We start from the raw sequence: 22,293 nt of genomic DNA on the forward strand, positions 1-22,293 counted from the left end.
GAGCCAAGGCGATCCACATGTCCACTGACAAGAACCGCGCCACCGCCGCCGCGATCCTTCCGCTGGTCGGCGGCCCGGACAACATCACCTCGATCGCGCACTGCATGACCCGCCTACGCATCTCGCTGCGCGACCGCTCGCTGGTCCAGGACGAGGCCCTGCGCGCACTGCCCGCGGTGCTCGGCGTGGTCGAGGACGACACTTACCAGATCGTGCTGGGCCCAGGCGCCGTCGCCCGCGTGACCCCGGAGTTCGAGGCACTCGTCGAGGAGGCCCGTTCGGCCGCGCCGGCGGCCGCCCCGTCCGCCCCGCCCTCCGGCGGCATCACCGCGGGCGACCTCGCCGCTCAGGGCGCGGCCCTGAAGGAGGCTCAGAAAGCCCGGAACGCCACGCCCTTCAAGCTGTTCCTGCGCCGCATCGCGAACATCTTCGTCCCGCTGATCCCGGCCCTGATCGGCTGCGGGATCATCGCCGGGCTGAACGGCCTGCTGACCAACCTCGGCTGGGTGCCCGCCGTCGTCCCCGCCCTCGCCGCCATCGCGTCCGGCTTCATGTCCCTGATCGCGGTCTTCGTCGGATACAACACGGCCAAGGAGTTCGGCGGTACGCCCGTCCTGGGCGGCGCGGTCGCCGCGATCATCGTCTTCCCGGGTGTCGCGAAGATCGACGCCTTCGGCCTGGAGCTCAAGCCCGGCCAGGGCGGCGTCCTCGGCGCGCTGGCCGCAGCCCTCCTCGCCGTGTACGTGGAGAAGTGGTGCCGCAGCTGGGTGCCGGAGGCCCTGGACGTCCTGATCACCCCCACCCTCACCGTGCTGATCTCGGGCCTGGTCACCCTCTTCGGCCTGATGTACCTCGCCGGTGAGGCCTCCTCCGCCATCGGCACCTTCGCGAACCGGCTCCTCGCCGGTGGCGGCGCCTTCGCGGGCCTGGTCCTGGGCGGCCTCTTCCTCCCCCTCGTGATGCTGGGCCTGCACCAGGCCCTGATCCCCATCCACACCACCCTCATCGAGCAGGACGGCTACACCGTCCTGCTGCCCATCCTCGCCATGGCGGGCGCGGGCCAGGTCGGCGCGGCCATCGCCGTCTACTACCGCCTCCCGCGCAACGCCTCGATCCGCGCCACCGTCAAGTCCGCGCTCCCGGCCGGCTTCCTGGGCATCGGCGAACCGCTGATCTACGGCGTCTCCCTGCCACTGGGCCGCCCCTTCGTCACCGCCTGCATCGGCGGCGCGGCCGGTGGCGCCTTCGTCGGCCTCTTCCACCAACTGGGCGTCGCCTTCGGCTCCACCGCCATCGGCCCCTCCGGCTGGGCCCTGTTCCCGCTGCTCGACGGCCGCGCCGGCGCGGGCATCACCCTCGCGATCTACGCGGGCGGCCTGCTCGTCGGCTACCTGGTGGGCTTCGTCGCCACCTACTTCTTCGGCTTCACCCGCCAGATGCTGGCCGACCTCGACACCGACCCGGGCCCGGACCCCACCACCGCCACCGAAGCACCCCCGAAGGAACGGGTCCCCGCCTAGGACGGGATGCTGTGCGGATGCTGCTCCCCGCCGAAGCCGTCGCCGCCACGACCCGCATCGACGTCGTACGCATCACTGCCGGCCCCGAGCACCACGGCGGCCCGATGACCGGGCCCGTCGTGGGGCACTGGGAAGGTCCCGCCGTCACGGAGATGCTCACGGCCGTACGGAAGATGCCCGCCGCCGACCTCACGCTGTGCGGGTTCGCCCCCGGCTGGGGCCTGCGCGCGTACGCCGACCCGGCCGAGCCGCCCCTGTACGAAGCCGCGTTCTGCTACGGCTGCGACATGGCCTGGCTCTGGGGCCCGCAGGTCCCGGAGCCGCTGCACCGCCAGACCTTCGCCTCGGACTCGCCGTACGCGCTGTTCCTCCGCATGCGCATGCGCGCCGCGGTACCGCGATGACGCCGCAGGACCGCCATGATGCAGACATGATCAACTCCATAGCTCCCGTGGTCCCCGCCGGTCGGATGCGCGCCCTGCCGCAGCCCGAGTTCGCGTTGCCGGGCGGCATGCTGCTGCGCCCCTGGGCGGCGTACGACGTCCCCGCGCTCGTCGAGTCCTGCCTCGACCCGGACATCCGGCACTGGAACCGGCCCGCCCCGCTCTCCCCGGCCGAGGCCGAGGAACGGATCGCCCGCTGGCACGCACGCTGGCAGGACGAGGAGGCCGCGATCTGGGCCGTCGCCCCCGCGGGCGGAGGCCCGGCCGTCGGGCTCATCGGCATCGGCGACCTCGACCTCGCGGGCGGCAGCGGCGAGATCCTCTACTGGCTGCTGCCCGCCGGGCGCGGCCGCGGGGTCATGGTGCCGGCCACCGAACACGTCAGCCGCTGGGCCTTCGAGGACCTGGGTCTGCAGCGCGTACGGATCACCCACTCCGTGGCGAACCCGGCCTCCTGCGCCATCGCGACCAAGGCCGGCTACCCCCTGGAGGGCACCATGCGCGGCGCGCTCCTGCACGCGGACGGCTGGCACGACGAGCACCTGCACGCCCGCCTGCGCACCGATCCCCCGGTGTGAGAGGGGGTCACAGGGCCGGGGGTGGGGGCGTGGGCGGGGTGGGAGTCGAGGGCCGGGTCGGGGCCTCGCCCTGTCCCTTGGCGCCGGCCTTCTCCAGAAGTTCCGGGTAGGGCGTCTGCGCCATGGAGCCACGGACCTGCGAGAGCCCATAGCGTTCGATGGCCGTCTGATCCAGCGGCGGTTCCTCGGGATTGAACCGGAACCGTTTGTCCGGCGGGGACACGTCCACAATGACCGTAGGCGCCCTACCGCCCAGCCTCCACACCGTTACGCACTGGGGACCGCGGGTCACGTTCAGAATTTCACTGCTGTTCGAGATCGCAGTCCGAAACTTGTATTGCGGATTGGGGGGATCCCCGTCCTTCAAGGAGTCTCTGAGCGTCTTGCCCGTCAATCTGGCGTTCTCATAGTTCCCGGTCATTTTCATTCTGTCTTTCCTGATCACGTACACCTCGCTCTGAGCAGTGATCGCCTCATACTTGCGATGACCGGGATTCTTCACTTCGATGACCGCGTCCTGGGCGACCTCTTCTCCTGGATTCAGCACGTGACCGTCCGGCTTGACGAACTCTCCGTCGTAGATCACTTCGGGCCTTGAGTTCTCGTCCGGTCTGCTCTTCGCCGACTCGCCGCGGATCCAGTAGGTACTACCCAGGACATAGACAGGCACCTGACCTGCGTTCCTCACAAACAGATGGACCGTCACGTACAGCTTCGCCGACCCCTTGTCCATGTTCGATTCCCTGAACTCGGCCCCGGTCTGGATCAGCGGCGTCGTCACATAGGGAACATAGATCTGCGCATACGCCAGGTTGGCGGAGGCCAGAAGGGTGGAAACGATGACCCCGATCGCAATGTTCTTGGGAATACGGAGACCCTTCGCCGCCCGAGATTTGACCAGCTCGAGCAGGGCGATCGAAGACCAGACCACGAGGGCTATACCGATGACGGTGCTGGCGGTGAAACGCTCGCCGATCTGCAGGAGGAGGACGGAGATGCCACAGAACAGGGCGATCACCACTCCGAGCAGTACAGCCACGCCCGAGTAGCGCCATCGCCGCGTTTCCCAGAAATCGACAGCGGCTGCAGCGGCGATCAGCACCGTCACAGCCACCAGGAGAATGGTGAGTCCCGCGATGCGTCCGCCATAGGTCAGGGCACTACCGCTGTCCGCGATGCCGATACGGAAGAGCGAATACGAGGTTGCGAGGAGACCTACGGCCACGAAGAATCCGGTGGTTCGTCGCATCCACGCCCGGTCCGGCCAGACGGTGGCGTCCCCGCCGAGCCACTGGACAGGGTCTCCGTCCGCCACACCTTCACGGCTCAGGAGTCTCCTGAGTTCCTTGTCGGACCAGACCCCGCCCACCGAGATACCGTCGATCAGAACTTCCCGCAAGCCGAGGTCATCCGGCGCTCCCACGGTCACCTCACGTGTGTTCGCCATAACACCAGCCTGCCCCCCGACCACGAAGGGCGCTTCTCGTGCGCCCCCTTGTGCGCCCCCCGCCGGCGTGCAAGCGCCGCGCCACAGAGCGAGGGTGGGTGATGGACGTATCGGTGTCACCCGATCCCGGAGGAGCCCTCATGCGTACCCGAATCCCCGCGTTCGCCGCCGCCCTCGTACTGGCCGCTCTCGGCGCTGCAGTCCCCGTCGCGCAGGCCGCCGCGCCGGCCATCCCCGGGGCGACGTGCACCGCCGCCGGCGGGGCGGTGGAGTACGACTCCGCCACCGGCCAGTGGACCTGCATAGGCGGCGAGCACGACGGCGAACTCATCACCAAGAGCTGAGGCTCAGCAGGCCGCGGTCCGCAGGAACCGCGCCAGGTCATCGACTTCGTAGCCGAGCCTCGGGGCGCGCTCGGCCGACATCAGCAGGAGCTGGCCGACGATCTCGGCGCCCCAACCGTCCGTACCGTCCTCGGACCATTCCCACAGCTTGTCGATGCCGAGGCCGGTCATGAGCAGCCCGTACCCGGTACGGATCTCCGCGCACAGCTCCGCGACCGCGTCGAGGAGCCGCCCGCCCGGACGCTCGCACCGAAGCCCGAGGCACCCGCCGAAGTCCTCCACCGCGCACCCCTGCGGCGGGGCCGCCCTGAGCCCCTCGTAGCGCGGATCGTCGAACCCCGGATAGCCCTCCAGCGGGCAGTGCACCAGCGTGAACCGCTGCCATCCCGACGGCGGAGGCGGCTTCGGGTCCCCGGCCTCGGGCCCGCACACCCCGCGCGGGGCGAGCGCCGTCTCCAGGCCGCGCAGCTTCCAACCGAGTTCGAAGGCGAAGTTCACCGCCTCCACCGACTCGCTCACGAGCCCCCCGCCCGCTCGTGCAGGACGGCGGCAAGCCGGAGGGCGGTGTCCAGGTTGCAGCGGCCCAGGTCGACCAGCGGCAGACCGTACGTACCGGCGGCCGAGACCCGCTCCACGTCGAGCGAGGGGAACAGCACCCCGACCCCGGCGAGCGATTCCCGCAGCTGCTGGACGGCCTCCTCGGCCGCCTGCATGCGCTCCTGTGGGGAGAGCACCATGACATGTCACCTTTCTACTCTGAGTATTCAACTTCTTCACACAGAGTGGCGACGCGCTCACTAGCCTTTCAAGTGCGGACCCCGCAACAACCGCACGTGTTGCTCAGGGAGTTGCCATGCCACGAAAGAACCTCGATCCCTCCTCGTCACCCCGCGCCCTGCTGGGCGCGGAGCTGCGCGTAGCGCGCGAACGCGCGGGCCTGAGCCAGGCCGAACTCGGCGAACGGCTCTTCGTCAGCGGGTCGTTCATCGGTCAGCTCGAAGCCGGCACACGCCGCATGCACCTCGACTTCGCCCGCCAGATCGACGACATCCTCGATACAGGAGGCTTCTTCCTCCGCAACTGTGAGGCAGCAGCCGAGTCGAAGTACCCGGACCACTTCGCGGAGGCAGCCGAAGCAGAGGCTCGGGCAAGGGAAATCCGGGAGTACGCCCCGCAGCTGATCCCTGGACTGCTCCAGACGGAGGCTTACGCGCGGGAGGTGTTCCAGGCCGGGCATCCGACTGCAACAGAGGAGAGGATCGACGAACTCGTCACGAACCGACTGGCCCGCGCGGCACTGCTCAACCAGCCAACAACCCCTTTGTTGTGGTGCGTCCTCGACGAGGCGGTGCTGCGCCGCGCGGGGGGCAACCCAGCCGTCCGGGTCGAGGCCCTGCGCCACATCGCAAGTCTGATGCGGGCCCGCCGCATCATCGTTCAGGTATTGCCCTTTAGCGCTGGCTTGCATGCGGCCATGGGGGGCGCCATCAAGTTGATGTCGTTCGACGACGCTCCCCCGCTCTCCTACGTCGAGGGCATGGGAACAGGGCTCCTTTTCGACGATCCGGCGACAGTCGCTCATCACACGCTGACCTACGATCTCCTCACGGCCAACGCGCTTTCCCCGCGGAAGTCCCTGGCCTTGATCGAGTCCGTGGCGGAGGATTACGAACATGACCAGCACGCCTGACTACGACCTGACGACGGCTATCTGGCGCAAATCCAGCTACAGCGACGGTAGCGGGGGCAGCTGCCTGGAGATGGCCACCTGGCGGAAGTCGACGTACAGCGACGCAAGCGGCGGCAACTGCCTGGAAGTGGCCGATGGCCACCCCGACCTCGTGCCCGTCCGGGACTCCAAGCGGCCCGAAGGCCCGCACGTGGTGTTCCACGCGCAGGCCTGGGCCGCCTTCGTGGGGTCGGTCAGAGACCGTTCGTGAACAGCAGCTTGTCGGGGCCGTTGTCGCTGAGGTTCTGGATGACGTCCTCGGTGGCCTCGTTCTTCAGGAAGTTCGCCACCTCGGTCGGGCTCGCGGTCGGGTGCGCGGCCTTGTAGAGGGCCGCCACCCCGGCGACGTGCGGCGCCGCCATGGAGGTGCCGTTCAGCGACACGCTGCCGCCGCCGTTCCGCGCCGAGATGATGTCCTGGCCCGGGGCGTACAGGTCCAGGATCTCGCCCCAGTTGGAGAAGTCGGTCTCCTGGTCGAAGCGGTTGGTCGCGCCGACCGTCACCGCGTTGGGCGTGGAGGCGGGCGAGACCCGGCGGGCGTCGATGTTGTCGTTGCCCGCCGCGACGATCGGCAGCACGCCCCGGTTGAACAGCGCGTTCGTGGCGTCGTTGACCGGCTGGAAGCGGTCACCTCCCAGCGAGGCGTTCAGGACGGCCGGCTGCCGGGCGTTGTTGGCCACCCAGTCCAGGCCCGCGATGATCCCCGACCAGGGGCCCCGACCGTCGCATCCCAGGACCCGGACGCTGACCAGGCTCACCTTGTGCGCCACGCCGAAGGTCTCGCCGCCGACCGTGCCCGCGACGTGCGTGCCGTGGCCGTTGCAGTCCGCGCCGTTGCGGCCGTCGCCGATCGCGTCGAAGCCGGCACGGGCGCGGCCGTCGAACTCGGTGTGCCGGAAGTCGATGCCGCTGTCGAGGATGTACGCCGTCACGCCCTGGCCGTTGGTGTTGGGGCTGAACTCGTTGTCGAGCGGCAGGTGCCGCTGGTCGATCCGGTCCAGGCCCCAGGAGTTCGAGGGCGCCTTGGTCGCGACGCCGGACGCGGGCGCCGGCGGGGCGGTGACCAGGGCGTCCTGTGCCACGGACTTCACGCCCGCCGTCTGCCGGGCGGCCTGCAGCTGCTTATCGGTGAGGGTCGCGGAGAAGCCGTTCAGCGCCGAGCTGTAGGTGAACTTCGCCTTCACCCCGAGGGACGCCGCGATCTTCGCCGGGCTCGCGGACTTGTCGAGCGTGACGATGTAGCTCTCGGGGATCGGGTTCGCGGCGGTGAGCAGCGGTGCCGGGGTCGGCTCCGGGGCCGCGGCGGAGGCGGTGGCGGCCGCGACAGGGGTGACGGTGACGAGAAGGGCCGTGGCCAGACGGGCGAGCAGACGCATGGAAGGAGCTCCCTGACGTGCTTCATGAAGGTCGGCGTGGAGGAGCCGCCCCCGCGACCTGGAGTCCTCCGCGGGTGCGGCCCTCCTCTACATCGGGCGGCCCCTCGGCGCGGCTTGAACCATCGCCTCCACCTGGCCGAGCGTCCGATCGCCGCGTCAACACGCCGTGTCGCAGCAGCTGCAGAAAGGGTTGTCCCCTTGTGTCGTCCGGGCTGCGGCCCGCTCGGCCCGAGACCGGGAATCCGGTGCGAGATTCACCCGTACGCCCCGCCCCCGGATCAGGGAGCGCGCGGCCGCTGCCCGCCGTGCACCCGCCACACCCCTGGGCCTCGTTGACCGGCCCCCTCACCCATGATGGCCTCGGTCCATGCGCATCCCCCTGAAGCGAGTCCTGCCCGTGGCCGTCGCCGTACTGGCCACCGTCGCCGTCCTGCCCGCGGCCGCGGCCACCGCCGCCGTGCGGGAACCCGTACCGCACACGGCGCCCGCCGACCACGCCACGTACATCGTCAGCGTGCGGGGGGACGTCGACCCGGCGGAGGTGGCCGACCGGGTCGGTGCCACCCCGGTGTACGTGTACCGCACCGTCCTGCACGGCTTCTCCGCCCGGTTGAGCCCCGGCCAGGTCGAGGAGTTGCGGGGGATGCCGGACGTGGAGGCCGTCGAGGAGGACGGCCGGGCCACCGGCGGCGAGGGCTCCGACCGCACCTGGGAGTGGGGGTCCTGAGGCGCATGTGACCGACGGGGCGGGGAGGCGGGGGACACTGGGCCCCATGCAGCTCCCCGCCGAAGTCCTGGCCGACACCGCGCTGATCGAGGTGGTACGGATCTCCGCCCGGCCGAAGAAGGTGGGCGCCCCGTACCCGGGCGAGACCGTCGCCCACTGGGCCGATAGCGAGGTGGCCGACGTCCTGGCGCTGATGGGGACCCTGCCCGGCAGTGGACAGCACCGGTGCGGCTTCTCACCGGGATGGAGCGTGCGCGGCTACGAGCAGTCCCTCGAAATCGTCCTGTTCGAGGCCGCGTTCTGCTTCAGCTGCCACGAGGTCCGCATGCACGGGGCGGCGGTCCCGGCCGCCCTCGTCAAGCAGTTCTTCGACGTGGACGCTCCGCCCGCCCAGGAACTCCTCGCCCGCTTCCGCGCGGCCGGGTCCTGACCCCGGCCGGCCGCCGTCACCAGCCGAGGACCGGGTCGATGTCGAAGGTCGGCGGGAGCAGGCCCTTGCGGTCCAGGTTGACGAAGACGTACGAGCCGGGCGGACCGGGGTGGAAGGTGAACCGCTCACCCAGCGGCAGGTCGCGCAGGACCGCGGGCTCCGCCCGGCGCCCGCCGTCGGCCAGGCCGTGGTTTGAGAGGTACGTCCGCCAACGGTCGGAGGTCACCACGCCGACCTCGCCCGGGCCGGTCGGGGCCAGCCCGCGCACGACCTCGTCGCCGACGCCCGCGTGCCAGACGCGACGGCCGTCGGTGAGGGAGTAGGCGGCCACGCCGTTCTTCTCCCCCTCCTTCACCGGGGTGATCATCAGGTCGCCGGTCAGCACCGGGGCCGGCTCGGAGAGCAGGTCCCCGGCCGGCCCCGAGGCCGGTACGAAGCCGCGCAGCCGGCCCCCGGCGTCGAACAACAGCACCGCGTCCATGCCGCGTTCGGCCGTCTCCGTGACGCGTACGACGGGCGGGACGGCGGACAGCAGTCGCACCTCGCGCAGCCGACTCGCCGTGGGCAGCGCGGTCTGCCAAGCGCGGGTTCCCGTACCGGAGTCGACGGCCGTGATCCGGGCCGAGTCGCCGCACTCCTCCACGTACAGGGCGTGTCGCTCCGAGCCGTCCACGGCCTTCACCGTGCAGTCGGCGGGTATCGGGACCCGCCAGCGCTCGGCGCCGCCGCGCAGGTCGAGGCCGGTCACCGCGTCCCGGTCGGCCACGACGGCGCTCGCGCCGGCCGCGGCCACCAGCGCCCGGCCGGCGTCCCTGGTCCACTCGACGTGGCCGTCGGCCAGGTCCACGGCGACGACCTGCGAGCCGCACGCCCCCGGACTCTCCCCGTAGGTGAGGAGGCCGATGCCCGACGGGGTCGTCCGACTGAGCGCGCAGAGCGGCGTGCGCTCCGGGGCGGGCAGCCGCCAACCCTTGCGGCCCTCACCGTTGTAGGCGACGAGGCCGTCGGTCCGGGCCCGTACGAGCGTTCCGCGCGCGGGCGCCCAGACGCCGACCGGGGCGGCCGCCGGATGCACGGGCTGCTGCCATCCGGACAGGTCCATGTGCGGGCCGCGCGCGTACTCGAAGCCCAGCCAGCCGGGGACCGTCGCGGCCAGCGCCACGCAGCCGGCGAGCACCCGGACGGGCACCGGGGTGCGGCCGTGGCCGCGTTTCCTCGACGTCCGCCACAACAGCCACGCGGCGGCGGCGCACAGCGGGGCGAGGAGTGCGAGGCCGCCCGTGCCGCGCGGGCAGCTGTCGATCCCGCACACGCGGCCGGGGCCGTCGGTGAACACCGACTTCGCCAGGAGGATCAGGTACAGCGCGGCCACCGCGGCGAACGCGGCGGCCGCGGTGAACGCGAGGTGGCCCAAAAGGCGTGCCGGCCGCGGTCGTTCCATGTCCATGATCCCCTCCGACCGCAGCCTAACCGGGGGGTCGGTATTCAGAGCGCGGAGCCTCCGGTGGCGTCGACCACACGCCCGGTCACCCAGCGAGCGGCGTCGGAGGCGAGGAATCCGACGACGTCCGCGATGTCCTCGGGGCGGCCGACGCGGCCGAGCGCGGAGAGGGAGGCGGCGTGCGCCTCGGCCTCGGCGTTGCCGCGCAGCCAGCCGGCGTTGACGTCGGTGTCGACAATGCCGGGGGCGACCGAGTTCACGGTGATGCCGCGGGCGCCGAGGGCCTTGGCGAGGTTCAGCGTCAGGGTGTCGAGCGCGCCCTTGGTGGCCCCGTAGGCGAGGATCTCGGGCATCGCGATGCGGGCGGCGCCGCTGGAGATGTTGATGATCCGGCCCCCGTCGCGCAGCCGCCCGAGTGCCTCCTGCACCACGAAGAACGGCGCCCGCACATTCACCGCGAAGACACGGTCGAAGTCCTGCTCGGTGATCTCGCCGAGCGGAATGGGCAGTCCGATGCCCGCGTTGTTGACGATGATGTCGACCCCGTCCAGCCCCAGCTCGTCGTACGCCGCCCAGAGCGCGGCGGCGGCGCCGGGGCTGCCGAGCTCCGCGCGGAGGGTGAAGGCCCGGCCGCCGTCCTCGGTGATGCGCCGGGCGGTCTCCAGGGCGGCCGCCTCGTCGCTCGCGTAGGTGAGCACCACCGTGACGCCGTCGGCGGCGAGCCGCTCGGCGATGGCCCGGCCGATGCCCCGGCTGCCGCCCGTGACCAGCGCTGTCCTGTTCATGAAGTCCCCCGCGAGATTCCGTAATGATCACTACAGAATTAACCTAACACGGTGCTCCGGTCCGTCAAGCCCCGAATACGCGCGCCATGACGTGGGTATCCGCGCGAGGCGCAATGGAGTCCCAGCCACTCCCCCGACACACCGCAGAGGACCGCCCCCATGACCTTCACGAGGACCCGTCGCCTGGCCTTCGCCCTCGTCGCCCTGCTGGCCGGCCGCCCGACTCCTGGGCGCGTCGCCGACTGACGTCCGGCGCGGCGAACCGTGTGCCGCCGGTCAGCGCGCCCGGGCGGCCTCGATGAAGGCGCGGATCAGCTCCGGCGACTTCACGCCGCGCTCCCGCTCCACCCCGCTGGACACGTCCACGCCCCAGGCCCCGGTGGCCGCGAGCGCCGCCCGCACATTGCCCGGGTTCAGCCCACCTGCGAGCAGCCACCGCCCCTCGGGCGCGGTGAAGTCCGCCGCACCCCAGTTCCACGGCTTGCCGGAGCCCGGGTCGGGCGCGTCCAGCAGCAGCAGGTCCTCGCCGTACTCACCACAGCGCTTCACATGCTCGGCGGTGGCCCGCAACAGGGTCCGGCCCTCGGCGCGCAGCGCCGCGAAGTCCTCGGGGCCCTCCTCGCCGTGCAGCTGCACCCCGCGCACCCCGCTCTCCTCGGTGAACCGGCGCACCTCCGCCACCGCCTGTCCCCGGAACACCCCGACGGTCAGCACCCCGTCCGGCACCCGCGCGGCGAGCTCGTGCGCGGTGGCGGCGTCGACGGTACGCGGACTCCCGGGCGCGAAGACGAACCCGACGGCGTCGGCCCCGGCGGCCACGGCCACGTCGACGTCGTGCGCGGTCCGCAGCCCGCAGATCTTGATGAACACGCCCGCCGCATCAGTCATGCCAGCAGTCAACCATCCGCTCCACGTCAACGACACCAGGCACTTTCACTCAGTGGTGTGCACCTCGCACCATGCTCGTATTATGTCGCCAACGACATAATGCGGTCCGCAACATGGACGACCTGTATGCGATCGAGGTGGAGCCCGAAGTACGCAGCTGGCTGGAAGGTCTGACCGACAAGCAACACCACAAGGTCGAGGAGTACGCAGAACTCCTCGCCGCCTGCGGCACCCGCACTCCCATGCCATTCGCTCGCCCGCTTCGCGACGGGGTGTACGAACTACGCCCCACCCTCGACGGCGTGGCCACGCGGATCACCTATTGGTTCGCGCCTGGGCGCAGAATCGTGCTGCTCACCGTCTTCCGTAAGACGCGACCGCACGAGCAGGGCCAGGTGAGCCGCGCGGTGAGCGCCCGTATCGTGTGCCGGACGGAGCACGGCCCGGCCCACACGACGTACAGCCGCGGCAACGAAGGGAACGCGTCATGAACCACACCCGCTGGAAGCTGACCCGCGAGAGGACGGCCGCGCGAGGGTACGTCGAATCGGCCGAGGTACGGGCCGAGCGGGCCGAGATCCGGCTGGCCATGGCCTTCGCCAAGGCCGTCTACGAGCGGCGCAAGGCGCTGGGACTGTCCCAGGCCCAGCTGGCCGAGCGGGCCGGACTCACCCAGGCGAAGATCTCCCGTGTGGAAGGCGCCGACGCGGTACCGACGCTGCCCCTGCTGCGCCGCCTCGCGCACGCTCTGGACGCCGGCCTGACCATCGCCTTGGACGAGGACCACGAAGAGGTCACCTTCACCGCACGCCCCGCCGCCTGAGGCGCCTGGTTCCGGAAACGCCCGAGGGCGGCACCCCTTGCGGGGTGCCGCCCTCGTTCGAGAACAGCCGATCAACCGGTGGCCGGAGCCGAGGTCGATCAGAAGTCCATGTCACCACCCGGCATGCCGCCGCCCGCGGGGGCACCGGCCTTCTCGGGCTTGTCGGCGATGACGGCCTCGGTCGTCAGGAACAGCGCGGCGATCGACGCGGCGTTCTGCAGCGCGGAGCGCGTGACCTTCGCCGGGTCGATGATGCCCTCGGCGATCATGTCGACGTACTCGCCGGTCGCGGCGTTCAGGCCGTGACCGATCGGGAGGTTGCGCACCTTCTCGACGACGACGCCACCCTCGAGACCACCGTTGACGGCGATCTGCTTGAGCGGGGCCTCCAGCGCGAGCTTCACGGCGTTGGCGCCGGTCGCCTCGTCACCCTCGAGCTCCAGCTTCTCGAAGACCGCGGAGGCCTGCAGCAGGGCCACGCCACCACCGGCGACGATGCCCTCCTCGACGGCCGCCTTCGCGTTGCGAACGGCGTCCTCGATGCGGTGCTTGCGCTCCTTGAGCTCGACCTCGGTCGCGGCACCGGCCTTGATGACGGCCACGCCGCCGGCCAGCTTCGCGAGGCGCTCCTGGAGCTTCTCGCGGTCGTAGTCCGAGTCGGAGTTCTCGATCTCGGCGCGGATCTGGTTCACGCGACCGGCGACCTGGTCGCTGTCACCGGCACCGTCGACGATGGTGGTCTCGTCCTTGGTGATGACGACCTTGCGGGCGCGGCCGAGCAGGTCGAGACCGGCGTTCTCCAGCTTGAGGCCGACCTCCTCGGAGATGACCGTGCCGCCCGTGAGGATGGCGATGTCACCGAGCATGGCCTTGCGGCGGTCACCGAAGCCCGGGGCCTTGACGGCGACGGACTTGAAGGTGCCACGAATCTTGTTGACGACGAGGGTGGAGAGCGCCTCGCCCTCGACGTCCTCGGCGATGATCAGCAGCGGCTTGCCGGACTGCATGACCTTCTCCAGGAGCGGCAGCAGGTCCTTGACCGAGCCGATCTTGGAGTTGACGATCAGGATGTACGGGTCGTCGAGGGACGACTCCATGCGCTCCATGTCGGTGGCGAAGTACGCCGAGATGTAGCCCTTGTCGAAGCGCATACCCTCGGTGAGCTCCAGCTCCAGACCGAAGGTCTGGGACTCCTCGACGGTGATGACGCCTTCCTTGCCGACCTTGTCCATGGCCTCGGCGATGAGCTCGCCGATCTGGGTGTCGGCGGCGGAGATGGAGGCCGTCGAAGCGATCTGCTCCTTGGTCTCGACATCCTTGGCCTGCGCCAGCAGGGCGGCGGAGACGGCCTCGACGGCCTTCTCGATACCGCGCTTGAGGGCCATCGGGTTCGCACCCGCGGCCACGTTGCGCAGACCCTCGCGGACGAGCGCCTGGGCGAGAACGGTGGCGGTGGTCGTACCGTCGCCGGCGACGTCGTCCGTCTTCTTGGCGACTTCCTTGACCAGCTCGGCGCCGATCTTCTCGTACGGGTCCTCGAGCTCGATCTCCTTGGCGATGGAGACACCATCGTTGGTGATCGTGGGGGCGCCCCACTTCTTCTCAAGGACGACGTTGCGACCCTTGGGGCCAAGGGTGACCTTGACGGCGTCGGCGAGCTGGTTCATCCCACGCTCGAGGCCGCGGCGGGCCTCCTCGTCGAACGCAATGATCTTGGCCATCTGAAGTGGTCCTCCCGGACAGCGGTGGATTGCTCCGGACCGCGCCCGCGCCCGCGACGGACGGCCTGCGTGCCCGGCGGTTCCTTCCCACCGGACCCTGCGGGCCTCACCGACCCGGTCCTCGTTTCAGTAGCACTCTCACCAGGAGAGTGCTAACGCCAATGATTAGCACTCGACCCCCCCGAGTGCAAGCGGCTTGGGGCAACACCTGGCCACTACCGGGCCTACGCACGAGGGGCCCCCATCCCGTGTCCAGGATGTGGGCCCCTCGTGGTGTTCCAGGTCTTCGATGAAGACTGTGCGTCGGTGGTCGATCGCTCCAGGACTAGCCGAGTGCGAGCTTGACCATGTCCGCCTGCGGACCCTTCTGGCCCTGCGAGATCTCGAACTCGACCCGCTGACCCTCTTCAAGGGTGCGGTACCCGTCCATCTGGATGGCGCTGTAGTGGACGAACACATCCGCACCACCGTCGACCGCGATGAAGCCGTAGCCCTTCTCCGCGTTGAACCACTTGACGGTGCCCTGAGCCATGCCTAACTCCCCTATTACTGGCCCTTGCGCAGGAACGCACTTCACGATCCCGGGTCAGAACTTGCGTCGGAACGCGTCGACCGAGGCTGAATGTATCTGCGCGGATGCTGTCTGCAACAGGTCAATCCGATGAGAATTCTGGACACAGAGAAACATTGAAATAGAGTGAAAATTTGCCATACTCCCGGGCAACTCGGGCCTGACATATCTCGCCAAAGCCCCATACCGCACTCGCATGTTGGCCCGATGTCGACCCTCACGCGGCCCGTTCATATGCGGCGGGCAAGAACAGCGGAGGGGACTTCCCCAACCCTACCGTGCCCAATCAAGCAGAATTGCCCCCTCCGCTTTTAGCGGAGGGGGCAATTTCGGTTTGCGCGTGTCACCTGGAAGACGCCCAGGAGAATTCGGGCGATCCGGGGGATCCGGGCGATCCGAGGATCAGCAACCGCCGGCGACGGCCGGGATGATCGAGACACCGGCGCCGTCGGGCGTCGCCGCCTGCAGCCCGCCCTCGAAGCGCACGTCGTCGTCGTTGACGTAGACGTTCACGAAGCGGCGCAGCTTGCCCTGGTCGTCCAGGACGCGCGCGGCGATGCCCGGGTGGTTCTTCTCCAGGGACTCGATGACCTCGGCGAGGGTCGCGCCCTCGGCCGGGACCTCGGCGACGCCGCCGGTGTAGGTGCGCAGGATGGTGGGGATGCGGACGTTGACGCTCATGGCGCTACTGCCTTTCCGGGAGAGCGGAGGGGAGATCAGGCGAGGCCGGCGGCGCGGAACGCGTCCAGGCTCGGGCGGATGGTGGCGGTCTGTCCGCTGTCCGCGGCCACCGCCTCCAGGGTCTTGAGGCCGTCACCGGTGTTGAGGACGACGGTGGTCAGCGTCGGGTCGAGCTGCCCGTTGTCGATGAGCTTCTTCGTCACGCCGACGGTCACGCCGCCCGCGGTCTCGGCGAAGATGCCCTCGGTCTGCGCGAGGATCTTGATGGCCTCGACGACCTGCTCGTCGTTCACGTCCTCGACGAAGCCGCCGGTGCGCCGGGCGATGTCCAGGACGTACGGGCCGTCCGCCGGGTTGCCGATCGCGAGGGACTTGGCGATGGTGTTCGGCTTCTGCGGGCGGACCACGTCGTGACCGGCCTTGAAGGCGGTGGACACCGGGGAGCAGCCCTCGGCCTGGGCGCCGAAGATCTTGTACGGCTTGTCCTCGACGAGGCCGAGCTTGATGAGCTCCTGCAGACCCTTGTCGATCTTCGTCAGCTGCGAGCCGGACGCGATCGGGATGACGATCTGGTCGGGCAGCTGCCAGCCGAGCTGCTCGCAGATCTCGTACGCGAGCGTCTTGGAGCCCTCGCCGTAGTACGGGCGCAGGTTGACGTTGACGAAGCCCCAGCCCTCGCCCAGCGGGTCACCGATGAGCTCGGAGCAGAAGCGGTTGACGTCGTCGTAGTTGCCCTCGATGCCGACCAGGTCGCCGCCGTACACACCGGCCATGACGACCTTGCCCTGCTCCAGGTCGTGCGGGATGAACACGCAGGAACGGAAGCCGGCACGGGCGGCCGCGGCGCCGACGGCGCCGGCCAGGTTGCCGGTCGAGGAGCAGGACAGGGTGGTGAAGCCGAAGGCGCGGGCGGCCTCGACGGCGATGGCCACGACGCGGTCCTTGAAGGAGTGCGTCGGGTTGCCGGAGTCGTCCTTGACGTAGAGCTTGCCGGTGATGCCCAGCTCCTTGGCCAGGTTGGCCGCGTCCACGAGCTTGGTGAAGCCGGGGTTCAGGCTGGGCTTGGACGCCACGTCCGCGGGGACCGGCAGCAGCGGCGCGTAGCGCCAGATGTTGTTCGGGCCGGCCTCGATCGCGGCGCGCAGGGCTTCGGGGTCACCGGTCGGGAGGTCGTAGGCGACTTCCAGCGGTCCGAAGCACTCGGCGCACGCGAAGATGGGGCCGAGGTCGAAGCGGGTACCGCACTCGCGACAGGAAAGGCCGGTGGCAGGTCCGAGATCAACAGAGGTGGCGACAGTCTGTGCAGCCATGATGGCGAGGCCCTTTCTCCTCATCTTCCCCATGGCGCACTTCGCCATGAGACGGAATTGGCACCTTCCCTAGCCGGGGACCTCGCTGACGAGCGCTGCTGCGCGATCGCGAGAACCGACTGGAGGGTTGCCGGGGCTTCAACGGGCCGTGTCCCTCTGCCCCTCTGGATGAGCGGTATGGCACCGGCACACGCGCTCTGTGGCGCGCCGGTGCGTTTGTGCGCGGGGACCCCCGGCATGCGGTGGTCCTTCGCGTTGTTCAAGACTGTAACCGAAGGCTCGGGCTGTTGAGACAGGCGTCCGAACCGCGAGATGGATCACATAAGGGCGAATATCGCCGACACGCAGGGAGTGCTGAGGGTGCTGGAAGAGGTGGAGCGCTGGCTGGCCGACCGCTCCTGGTCCGCCGCCGACCGACCGCTCGACCAGCTGCTCGACCGGAAACGGGCGGCCGGGACCACGGTCAGCGTCGTGCTGCCCGCGCTGGACGAGGAGGCGACCGTCGGCGCGATCGTCGAGGTCGTGCGGCGTGAGCTGATCGAGGGACTGCCGGTCCCCCTGGTCGACGAACTGGTCGTCGTCGACTCGGGCTCCGCCGACCGCACCGCGGAGGTCGCGGCGAAGGCCGGCGCCCGGGTGGTGCACCGCGACGAGATCCTGCCCCGCCTCCCGGCGCTGCCCGGCAAGGGCGAGGTGCTGTGGCGCTCGCTGCTGGCCACCCATGGGGACATCGTCTGCTTCGTCGACGCCGACCTGCGGGACTTCTCCGCCGCCTTCGTGTCCGGGATCGTCGGACCCCTGCTGACCGACCCCGACGTGCACTTCGTCAAGGCGATGTACGACCGTCCGCTCGGCGACACCCCCGGCCAGGGCGGCCGGGTCACCGAGCTGGTCGCCCGCCCCCTCCTCAACCTCCACTGGCCGCAGTTGGCCGGCTTCGTCCAGCCGCTGGGCGGCGAGTACGCCGTACGCCGCTCCCTGCTGGAACGGCTGCCGTTCCCCGTCGGGTACGGCGTCGAGCTGGGCCTGCTGGTCGACGCGCTGCACACGGTCGGGCTGGACGCGCTGGCCCAGGTGGACGTGGGCGTACGGCTCCACCGCCACCAGGACGGGCAGGCGCTGGGCCGGATGGCCGCGGCGATCTACCGCACCGCCCAGGTACGGCTGTCGCGCGGGCACCTCGTACGGCCGGAGCTCACGCAGTTCGAGCGCGGGCCGGAGGGCTTCGTACCGCGGACGTACCCGGTGGACACCGAGGAACGGCCGCCGATGGCGGGCATCGAGGAGTACGCACTGCGGCGCGTGGCGTGAGGGAACGTACGGTTTGAGCGGGGTCGGGCCGGGCTAGGTTTGGCGGCATGGCTTCCCAGGTGCTCGTCGCAGCGAACCGCGGCCCCCTCTCCTACGCCCTCGCCCAGGACGGTGCGCTCAGCGCCCGGCGCGGCGGGGGCGGTCTCGTCTCCGGACTCTCCGCGGCCCTCGCCGAGCAGCCAGGGGCCCTGTGGATCTGCGCGGCGCTGTCGGACGCGGACCGGGAGGCGGTCCGCCGGGGCGTGAGCGAACCGGGCGTCCGGATGTTGGACATCGATCCCACGATGTACGACGACGCGTACAACGGCATCGCCAACTCTGTGCTGTGGTTCACGCACCACCACCTGTACGACGTCCCGCGCGAGCCGGTCTTCGACGCGGAGTTCCGCAAGCGGTGGGAGTCCTACGAGCGCTACAACCAGGCCTTCGCCGAGGCCCTGGCCGAGGAGGCCGCAGAGGGCGCGCAGGTGCTGGTGCAGGACTACCACCTGGCCCTGGTGCCCGGACTGCTGCGGGTGCTCCGTCCCGACCTGCGGATCGCGCACTTCACGCACACCCCGTGGGCGGCGCCGGGCTATCTCGCCATGCTGCCGGACACGGTCCGCGAGACCCTGCTGTGGGGCATGCTCGGCGCGGACGTGCTCGGTTTCCACACCGAGGCGTGGGCGGCCGAGTTCCTGGGGTCGGCGCGGCTCGACGACGCGTGGGGGCGGTCCGAGGTGCGCGAGGGCTCGGTGGTGGAGCACCAGCGCTACTCGGTGTGGCCCACCCGCACCACACGGGTACGGGCGTACCCGCTGGGCGTGGACGGGGACGAACTGCGGGCGCTGGCGCACCGGCCGGAGGTGAACGCCAAGCTGGCGGAGCTGCGGGCGGAGGTGGACGGCCTGCGGACGATCGTCCGCGTGGACCGCACCGAGCTGTCGAAGAACATCCTGCGCGGCCTGCTGGCCTACCGGGAGCTCCTGACCACCCGCCCGCAGTGGCGGGGCCGGGTGATCCACCTGGCGTCGGCGTACCCCTCGCGGCAGGACCTGAAGGTGTACCAGGACTACACGCAGTCGGTGCGGGACCTGGCGGCGGAGATCAACGAGGAGTTCGGTACGGAGGACTGGCAGCCGGTGCTGGTGTCGGTGAAGGACGACTTCGAACGCTCGCTGGCGGCGTACCGGCTGGCGGACGTGGCGCTGGTGAATCCGGTGCGGGACGGGATGAACCTGGTGGCGAAGGAGATCCCGGTGGTGTCGGAGGCGGGGTGCGTGCTGGTGCTGTCGACGGGGGCGGGGGCGTACGAGGAGCTCCGCCAGGACGCGCTGACGGTGAACCCGTACGACGTGACGCAGACGGCGGAGGCGTTGCACGCGGCGCTGGCGATGCCGGTGCCGGAGCGCACGGAACGCACCAAGCGCCTCGCCGCGGCGGCGACGTCCCTCCCCCCGGCGGCCTGGTTCACGGCCCAGCTCTCGGCCCTGACCGACTGACCATCCTGCGGCGCCGCTGCCGGGGCTCCGCCCCGGACCCCGCTCCTCAAACGCCGGAGGGGCTGAATTCTCCGGCGGCGACGGCTCACATCCAGCCTCGCCGGCGTTCGAGGCGCGGGGGTTCGGGGGCGGACCCCCCGGCAACGGACGGTCAGGACCGCAGGGCCGCGGCCAGCTGGGCCAGGAAGGCGGCGACCGGGCCCGGGCCGGGGAGTACCAGGTCGGCCCGCGCGGCGAGCTCGGGGACCTCCGCGGAGCCACTGCACACCAGCAGCCCCGGCAGGCCGTCCGTACGGCCCTTCTCCACCGCCGCGAACGCCGCCAGGTCACCCAGGTCGTCGCCCGCGTACAGCACCGCCTCCGCGTCCCGCTCCGCCAGGAACTCGGTCAGGGCGACGCCCTTGTCCATGCCCGGCGGCCGAAGCTCCAGCACCGCCCGCCCCGGCTCGACCATCAGCCCGTGCCGCGCCGCGAGGTCCGCCAGCGGCTCCCGCAGCGCCGCGAAGGCGGCCGCCGGATCCTCGGCCCGCCGGGTGTGGACGGCCAGCGCCCGGCCCTTCTCCTCGATCCAGGTGCCGCGCCAGGCCCCGATCGAGTCCAGGAACCCCGGCAGCTCCGCCCGGACCGCCGCCACCCCGGGGTGCTCGGCGGGCGCGTGGACGATGCCGCTGACGGCGTCCCACCGTTCGGCTCCGTAGTGGCCGAGGACGACCAGGTGCTGCAGGCCGGGGACCCCGGCGAAGCCCCCGTAGCGGACGGCGACGCCCGCCGGCCGGCCCGTGATCACGGCCACCGAGTCGACCTCGGGGGCGAGTGCGGACAGGGCCGGGACGGCTCCGGGGTGGGCTCTGGCCTGGTCCGGGTCCGGGACGATGTCGGCGAGGGTGCCGTCGAAGTCCAGGGCGACCACGGACCGGCGAGGTGTGCGGAGGAGGGCTTCGAGTCCCTCGCGTCCGGCAGCGGTGACGGGCATCGGCAGGTCGTGCGGATGGCTCCCCATACGCACGACCCTAACGGGCCGGCCGTGGGACGGCTACGGCTATCGCCGGGCTCGCTGCGCCTCTCGGATCCTGCGCAGCCGGTTGACCGTGCCCGGGGCGTGGGCCAGCGCCCGTGGGTCGTCCATGAGCGCGTTGAGCAGCTGGTAGTAGCGGACGGGGGTCATCCCCAGCCCTTCCCGTATGGCCCGTTCCTTGGCTCCGGGCCCGGGCCAGGTACGTCCCTCGTACGCGAGCACCGCGGCCTCCGTGGCCGTCAGCTGCCCCTCGTCCGTCATACCGCCAGATTAACGCCGTGCTCCGACAGTCGGCCCGCCGCCACCGCTCAGCGCGGGTCGGACGCGCGGGCGGCCGTGGCGATCTGCTCCAGGACCTTCGCGGGCTGTCCGCCGGGCTGGACGGTCTTGCCGATGTTCTGCTTGATGTCCTCGCTGACGCCCGCCCAGGACTTCTTGCCGACCGGGTACAGCCGGGAGCTGGGCAGGGCCGTGAGGAAGGGCTTCAGCTGCGCGGACGAGCCGCCGGTGGCGGCCTGCTTGGCCTGGTAGCCGCTGGTGGTGGCGGGAAGCAGGTCGTACTTCTCGGTGAAGGCCGTCACGTTCTTCGGCTGGTACAGGAAGTCCAGGAACTTGCCGGACTGCTGGCGGTGGCCGTTCTTGAAGGCCATGACCCAGTCCGCGACGCCCATCGCGGGCTGGTCGCTGCCGTCGGCGGTGGGCAGCGGCACCATGCCGAACTTCACGCCCTTGGCGGCGGCCTGCTTGAGCAGTGTCGGGTGCCCGTTGAGCATGCCGACCTCGCCCTTGGTGAAGCCCTCGAAGGCGGCCTGCCGGTCCAGCTTGCCGGGCTCCACGGGTCCGGTCAGCCCCTGGCCGACCATCTTGTCCCGCAGGAACTCCAGCGCCTTGACGTTGGGGGCGGAGTCGATCGCGTACGACTCCTCGTTGTCGGTGTAGCCGCCACCGCCCGCGAGCATCCACATCATCGTCTCGGCCTGCGCCTCCTCGCGGCCCAGCGGGACCGCGAAGGGGGTGGGCACGTTCGCGGCCTTGAGCTTCTTGGCGGCGGCTTCGAGGTCCGCCCAGCTCTTCGGCTGCCAGCCCTTGGCGTCCTTGCCGATCACGCCGGCGTCGGCGAGGAGCTTCTCGTTGTAGAAGAGCAGCCGGGTGCTGGAGACGAAGGGCATGCCGTACTGGACCTGCTTGACCTTGCCGGCGTCGGCGAGCGGGCCGAGGAAGTCGGCCTCGGTCTTCACGGAGAGCAGCTCCTCCGCCGAGTACAGCTTGCCGGCGGCCGCGTAGTCGGAGTAGGCGCCGATCTGGGCTATGTCGGGGGCCTTGCCGGCCTTGACCATCTCGGCGACCTTGGCGTCGACCTCGGACCAGGAGTAGACGCTGACCTCGACCTTCGTGCCGGGGTTGGCCTTCTCGAAGTTCGCGGCGAGGTCCTTCCAGTAGGCCTCGGAGGAGTTCTGCGGATTGTCCCCGTAGTCGGCCGCCACGACCCGGAGGGTCACCTCGTTGTCTCCGGTGAGTCCGCCGATGGCTCCGCAGCCCGTCAGCGTCACGGCAGTCAGGCACAGCGCGGCGCCGGAAGCGGCCAGGCTCAGGTAACGGCCCTTCACAGTTCTCCATCCACCCTTTCTTGTACGTACGATCCACGTAAGGTCTACACCACTTTGGCGGCTCG

Annotated in this window: 26 protein-coding genes and 1 riboswitch; of the genes, 12 read left to right on the top strand and 14 right to left on the bottom strand. The window is 70.5% G+C overall.

The features are described 5' to 3' along the window. Positions 1 to 17: 17 nt before the first annotated feature. From OG624_RS18780 to OG624_RS18790, 3 genes are read left to right on the top strand one after another with little or no spacing between them, the layout of a single operon-like run. Positions 18 to 1,520 carry a PTS transporter subunit EIIC gene (locus OG624_RS18780; RefSeq protein WP_033223649.1) on the top strand — a complete coding sequence of 501 codons (1,503 nt, stop codon included), beginning with the start codon at positions 18 to 20 and terminating at the stop codon, positions 1,518 to 1,520. Between the two features lie 17 nt (positions 1,521 to 1,537). Further along, entirely contained in the window at positions 1,538 to 1,924 is a 387-nt protein-coding gene (locus OG624_RS18785; protein WP_266352276.1) for a hypothetical protein, read from the top strand. Between the two features lie 26 nt (positions 1,925 to 1,950). After that, positions 1,951 to 2,541: a GNAT family N-acetyltransferase gene (locus OG624_RS18790; protein WP_161290035.1), complete on the top strand. Its 591-nt coding sequence runs from the start codon at positions 1,951 to 1,953 to the stop codon at positions 2,539 to 2,541. A 7-nt stretch (positions 2,542 to 2,548) separates the two neighbouring features. On the opposite strand, the gene OG624_RS18795 is transcribed toward OG624_RS18790, so the two are convergent. Next, positions 2,549 to 3,988 (bottom strand): hypothetical protein, encoded by a 1,440-nt coding sequence (locus tag OG624_RS18795; RefSeq protein ID WP_371639615.1) that lies wholly within the window; start codon positions 3,986 to 3,988, stop codon positions 2,549 to 2,551. 140 nt (positions 3,989 to 4,128) lie between these two features. On the opposite strand from OG624_RS18795, the gene OG624_RS18800 reads away from it, so the two are divergent. Beyond that, entirely contained in the window at positions 4,129 to 4,332 is a 204-nt protein-coding gene (locus OG624_RS18800) for a hypothetical protein (RefSeq protein WP_161290040.1), read from the top strand. A 3-nt stretch (positions 4,333 to 4,335) separates the two neighbouring features. Here the strand turns inward: OG624_RS18800 and OG624_RS18805 are convergent, their stop codons facing one another. Next, positions 4,336 to 4,851 carry an amidase gene (locus OG624_RS18805; RefSeq protein WP_371639616.1) on the bottom strand — a complete coding sequence of 172 codons (516 nt, stop codon included), beginning with the start codon at positions 4,849 to 4,851 and terminating at the stop codon, positions 4,336 to 4,338. After that, positions 4,848 to 5,069 (bottom strand): hypothetical protein, encoded by a 222-nt coding sequence (locus tag OG624_RS18810; protein ID WP_033223642.1) that lies wholly within the window; start codon positions 5,067 to 5,069, stop codon positions 4,848 to 4,850. The genes OG624_RS18805 and OG624_RS18810 overlap by 4 nt, the downstream gene beginning before the upstream one ends. A gap of 116 nt (positions 5,070 to 5,185) precedes the next feature. Here OG624_RS18810 and OG624_RS18815 point away from each other — a divergent pair, with 116 nt between their 5' ends. Both OG624_RS18815 and OG624_RS18820 read left to right on the top strand, forming a co-directional pair. Continuing rightward, complete coding sequence (locus OG624_RS18815; RefSeq protein ID WP_161290043.1) at positions 5,186 to 6,022, top strand: helix-turn-helix domain-containing protein; 837 nt, start codon at positions 5,186 to 5,188, stop codon at positions 6,020 to 6,022. After that, the gene (locus OG624_RS18820) at positions 6,006 to 6,272 is read left to right on the top strand and encodes a DUF397 domain-containing protein (protein WP_161290046.1); all 267 of its coding nucleotides are present in this window, start codon (positions 6,006 to 6,008) and stop codon (positions 6,270 to 6,272) included. The genes OG624_RS18815 and OG624_RS18820 overlap by 17 nt, the downstream gene beginning before the upstream one ends. Here OG624_RS18820 and OG624_RS18825 read toward each other — a convergent pair. Continuing rightward, the gene (locus OG624_RS18825; protein WP_033223639.1) at positions 6,256 to 7,437 is read right to left on the bottom strand and encodes a S8 family peptidase; all 1,182 of its coding nucleotides are present in this window, start codon (positions 7,435 to 7,437) and stop codon (positions 6,256 to 6,258) included. The genes OG624_RS18820 and OG624_RS18825 overlap by 17 nt on opposite strands. 367 nt (positions 7,438 to 7,804) lie before the next feature. On the opposite strand from OG624_RS18825, the gene OG624_RS18830 reads away from it, so the two are divergent. After that, positions 7,805 to 8,164, top strand: coding sequence for a protease inhibitor I9 family protein (locus tag OG624_RS18830; protein ID WP_033223638.1), 360 nt, complete (start codon positions 7,805 to 7,807; stop codon positions 8,162 to 8,164). Between the two features lie 46 nt (positions 8,165 to 8,210). After that, the gene (locus tag OG624_RS18835; RefSeq protein ID WP_033223637.1) at positions 8,211 to 8,594 is read left to right on the top strand and encodes a hypothetical protein; all 384 of its coding nucleotides are present in this window, start codon (positions 8,211 to 8,213) and stop codon (positions 8,592 to 8,594) included. Between the two features lie 16 nt (positions 8,595 to 8,610). Here OG624_RS18835 and OG624_RS18840 read toward each other — a convergent pair whose 3' ends face one another. The 3 genes from OG624_RS18840 to OG624_RS18850 form a co-directional block, all read right to left on the bottom strand. Continuing rightward, positions 8,611 to 10,041, bottom strand: a complete 1,431-nt coding sequence (locus OG624_RS18840; RefSeq protein ID WP_078909477.1) for an outer membrane protein assembly factor BamB family protein — start codon at positions 10,039 to 10,041, stop codon at positions 8,611 to 8,613. 38 nt (positions 10,042 to 10,079) lie between these two features. Beyond that, positions 10,080 to 10,820 (bottom strand): SDR family oxidoreductase, encoded by a 741-nt coding sequence (locus tag OG624_RS18845; RefSeq protein ID WP_033223634.1) that lies wholly within the window; start codon positions 10,818 to 10,820, stop codon positions 10,080 to 10,082. Positions 10,821 to 11,096: 276 nt separating this feature from the next. Continuing rightward, positions 11,097 to 11,708, bottom strand: coding sequence for a phosphoribosylanthranilate isomerase (locus tag OG624_RS18850; RefSeq protein WP_033223633.1), 612 nt, complete (start codon positions 11,706 to 11,708; stop codon positions 11,097 to 11,099). A gap of 113 nt (positions 11,709 to 11,821) precedes the next feature. Here OG624_RS18850 and OG624_RS18855 point away from each other — a divergent pair, with 113 nt between their 5' ends. Then, complete coding sequence (locus OG624_RS18855; protein ID WP_033223632.1) at positions 11,822 to 12,199, top strand: type II toxin-antitoxin system RelE/ParE family toxin; 378 nt, start codon at positions 11,822 to 11,824, stop codon at positions 12,197 to 12,199. After that, positions 12,196 to 12,531, top strand: coding sequence for a helix-turn-helix domain-containing protein (locus tag OG624_RS18860; RefSeq protein ID WP_033223631.1), 336 nt, complete (start codon positions 12,196 to 12,198; stop codon positions 12,529 to 12,531). The genes OG624_RS18855 and OG624_RS18860 overlap by 4 nt, the downstream gene beginning before the upstream one ends. A gap of 98 nt (positions 12,532 to 12,629) precedes the next feature. Here the strand turns inward: OG624_RS18860 and groL are convergent, their stop codons facing one another. The 4 genes from groL to thrC all read right to left on the bottom strand — a co-directional run bounded on the left by groL (position 12,630) and on the right by thrC (position 16,814). Further along, positions 12,630 to 14,252, bottom strand: coding sequence for a chaperonin GroEL (groL, locus tag OG624_RS18865; protein WP_033223630.1), 1,623 nt, complete (start codon positions 14,250 to 14,252; stop codon positions 12,630 to 12,632). A 325-nt stretch (positions 14,253 to 14,577) separates the two neighbouring features. Then, on the bottom strand, positions 14,578 to 14,784 hold the full coding sequence (locus tag OG624_RS18870; protein WP_030009783.1) for a cold-shock protein: 207 nt from the start codon (positions 14,782 to 14,784) through the stop codon (positions 14,578 to 14,580). A gap of 441 nt (positions 14,785 to 15,225) precedes the next feature. Continuing rightward, positions 15,226 to 15,504: a MoaD/ThiS family protein gene (locus OG624_RS18875; protein ID WP_033223628.1), complete on the bottom strand. Its 279-nt coding sequence runs from the start codon at positions 15,502 to 15,504 to the stop codon at positions 15,226 to 15,228. A 35-nt stretch (positions 15,505 to 15,539) separates the two neighbouring features. Beyond that, positions 15,540 to 16,814, bottom strand: a complete 1,275-nt coding sequence (gene thrC / locus OG624_RS18880; protein ID WP_033223627.1) for a threonine synthase — start codon at positions 16,812 to 16,814, stop codon at positions 15,540 to 15,542. 17 nt (positions 16,815 to 16,831) lie between these two features. Beyond that, positions 16,832 to 16,989: riboswitch (SAM riboswitch) on the bottom strand. Positions 16,990 to 17,174: 185 nt separating this feature from the next. On the opposite strand from thrC, the gene OG624_RS18885 reads away from it, so the two are divergent. Both OG624_RS18885 and OG624_RS18890 read left to right on the top strand, forming a co-directional pair. After that, on the top strand, positions 17,175 to 18,125 hold the full coding sequence (locus tag OG624_RS18885; protein ID WP_033223625.1) for a glucosyl-3-phosphoglycerate synthase: 951 nt from the start codon (positions 17,175 to 17,177) through the stop codon (positions 18,123 to 18,125). A 47-nt stretch (positions 18,126 to 18,172) separates the two neighbouring features. Then, on the top strand, positions 18,173 to 19,606 hold the full coding sequence (locus OG624_RS18890; protein ID WP_033223624.1) for an alpha,alpha-trehalose-phosphate synthase (UDP-forming): 1,434 nt from the start codon (positions 18,173 to 18,175) through the stop codon (positions 19,604 to 19,606). Between the two features lie 151 nt (positions 19,607 to 19,757). Here OG624_RS18890 and otsB read toward each other — a convergent pair whose 3' ends face one another. From otsB to OG624_RS18905, 3 genes are read right to left on the bottom strand one after another with little or no spacing between them, the layout of a single operon-like run. Further along, the gene (otsB, locus tag OG624_RS18895; protein ID WP_033223622.1) at positions 19,758 to 20,606 is read right to left on the bottom strand and encodes a trehalose-phosphatase; all 849 of its coding nucleotides are present in this window, start codon (positions 20,604 to 20,606) and stop codon (positions 19,758 to 19,760) included. A 39-nt stretch (positions 20,607 to 20,645) separates the two neighbouring features. Beyond that, positions 20,646 to 20,882 (bottom strand): DUF3263 domain-containing protein, encoded by a 237-nt coding sequence (locus OG624_RS18900; RefSeq protein WP_030031449.1) that lies wholly within the window; start codon positions 20,880 to 20,882, stop codon positions 20,646 to 20,648. Positions 20,883 to 20,929: 47 nt separating this feature from the next. Beyond that, complete coding sequence (locus tag OG624_RS18905) at positions 20,930 to 22,228, bottom strand: extracellular solute-binding protein (protein ID WP_033223620.1); 1,299 nt, start codon at positions 22,226 to 22,228, stop codon at positions 20,930 to 20,932. Positions 22,229 to 22,293: the final 65 nt, after the last annotated feature.

The sequence above is a fragment of the Streptomyces virginiae genome (genome assembly GCF_041432505.1).
GTDB classification, from domain to species: Bacteria; Actinomycetota; Actinomycetes; order Streptomycetales; family Streptomycetaceae; genus Streptomyces; species Streptomyces virginiae_A.

Coding starts and splice junctions, on each gene's coding strand:
- OG624_RS18810 (WP_033223642.1), bottom strand. CDS start 5,069: ATGGTGCTCTCCCCACAGGAGCGCATGCAGGCGGCCGAGGAGGCCGTC.
- OG624_RS18800 (WP_161290040.1), top strand. CDS start 4,129: ATGCGTACCCGAATCCCCGCGTTCGCCGCCGCCCTCGTACTGGCCGCT.
- OG624_RS18825 (WP_033223639.1), bottom strand. CDS start 7,437: ATGCGTCTGCTCGCCCGTCTGGCCACGGCCCTTCTCGTCACCGTCACC.
- OG624_RS18795 (WP_371639615.1), bottom strand. CDS start 3,988: ATGGCGAACACACGTGAGGTGACCGTGGGAGCGCCGGATGACCTCGGC.
- OG624_RS18860 (WP_033223631.1), top strand. CDS start 12,196: ATGAACCACACCCGCTGGAAGCTGACCCGCGAGAGGACGGCCGCGCGA.
- OG624_RS18830 (WP_033223638.1), top strand. CDS start 7,805: ATGCGCATCCCCCTGAAGCGAGTCCTGCCCGTGGCCGTCGCCGTACTG.
- otsB (WP_033223622.1), bottom strand. CDS start 20,606: ATGGGGAGCCATCCGCACGACCTGCCGATGCCCGTCACCGCTGCCGGA.
- OG624_RS18850 (WP_033223633.1), bottom strand. CDS start 11,708: ATGACTGATGCGGCGGGCGTGTTCATCAAGATCTGCGGGCTGCGGACC.
- OG624_RS18855 (WP_033223632.1), top strand. CDS start 11,822: ATGGACGACCTGTATGCGATCGAGGTGGAGCCCGAAGTACGCAGCTGG.
- OG624_RS18780 (WP_033223649.1), top strand. CDS start 18: ATGTCCACTGACAAGAACCGCGCCACCGCCGCCGCGATCCTTCCGCTG.
- OG624_RS18890 (WP_033223624.1), top strand. CDS start 18,173: ATGGCTTCCCAGGTGCTCGTCGCAGCGAACCGCGGCCCCCTCTCCTAC.
- OG624_RS18815 (WP_161290043.1), top strand. CDS start 5,186: ATGCCACGAAAGAACCTCGATCCCTCCTCGTCACCCCGCGCCCTGCTG.
- OG624_RS18845 (WP_033223634.1), bottom strand. CDS start 10,820: ATGAACAGGACAGCGCTGGTCACGGGCGGCAGCCGGGGCATCGGCCGG.
- OG624_RS18900 (WP_030031449.1), bottom strand. CDS start 20,882: ATGACGGACGAGGGGCAGCTGACGGCCACGGAGGCCGCGGTGCTCGCG.
- OG624_RS18790 (WP_161290035.1), top strand. CDS start 1,951: ATGATCAACTCCATAGCTCCCGTGGTCCCCGCCGGTCGGATGCGCGCC.
- OG624_RS18835 (WP_033223637.1), top strand. CDS start 8,211: ATGCAGCTCCCCGCCGAAGTCCTGGCCGACACCGCGCTGATCGAGGTG.
- OG624_RS18785 (WP_266352276.1), top strand. CDS start 1,538: ATGCTGCTCCCCGCCGAAGCCGTCGCCGCCACGACCCGCATCGACGTC.
- OG624_RS18875 (WP_033223628.1), bottom strand. CDS start 15,504: ATGAGCGTCAACGTCCGCATCCCCACCATCCTGCGCACCTACACCGGC.
- groL (WP_033223630.1), bottom strand. CDS start 14,252: ATGGCCAAGATCATTGCGTTCGACGAGGAGGCCCGCCGCGGCCTCGAG.
- OG624_RS18820 (WP_161290046.1), top strand. CDS start 6,006: ATGACCAGCACGCCTGACTACGACCTGACGACGGCTATCTGGCGCAAA.
- OG624_RS18840 (WP_078909477.1), bottom strand. CDS start 10,041: ATGGACATGGAACGACCGCGGCCGGCACGCCTTTTGGGCCACCTCGCG.
- OG624_RS18870 (WP_030009783.1), bottom strand. CDS start 14,784: ATGGCTCAGGGCACCGTCAAGTGGTTCAACGCGGAGAAGGGCTACGGC.
- thrC (WP_033223627.1), bottom strand. CDS start 16,814: ATGGCTGCACAGACTGTCGCCACCTCTGTTGATCTCGGACCTGCCACC.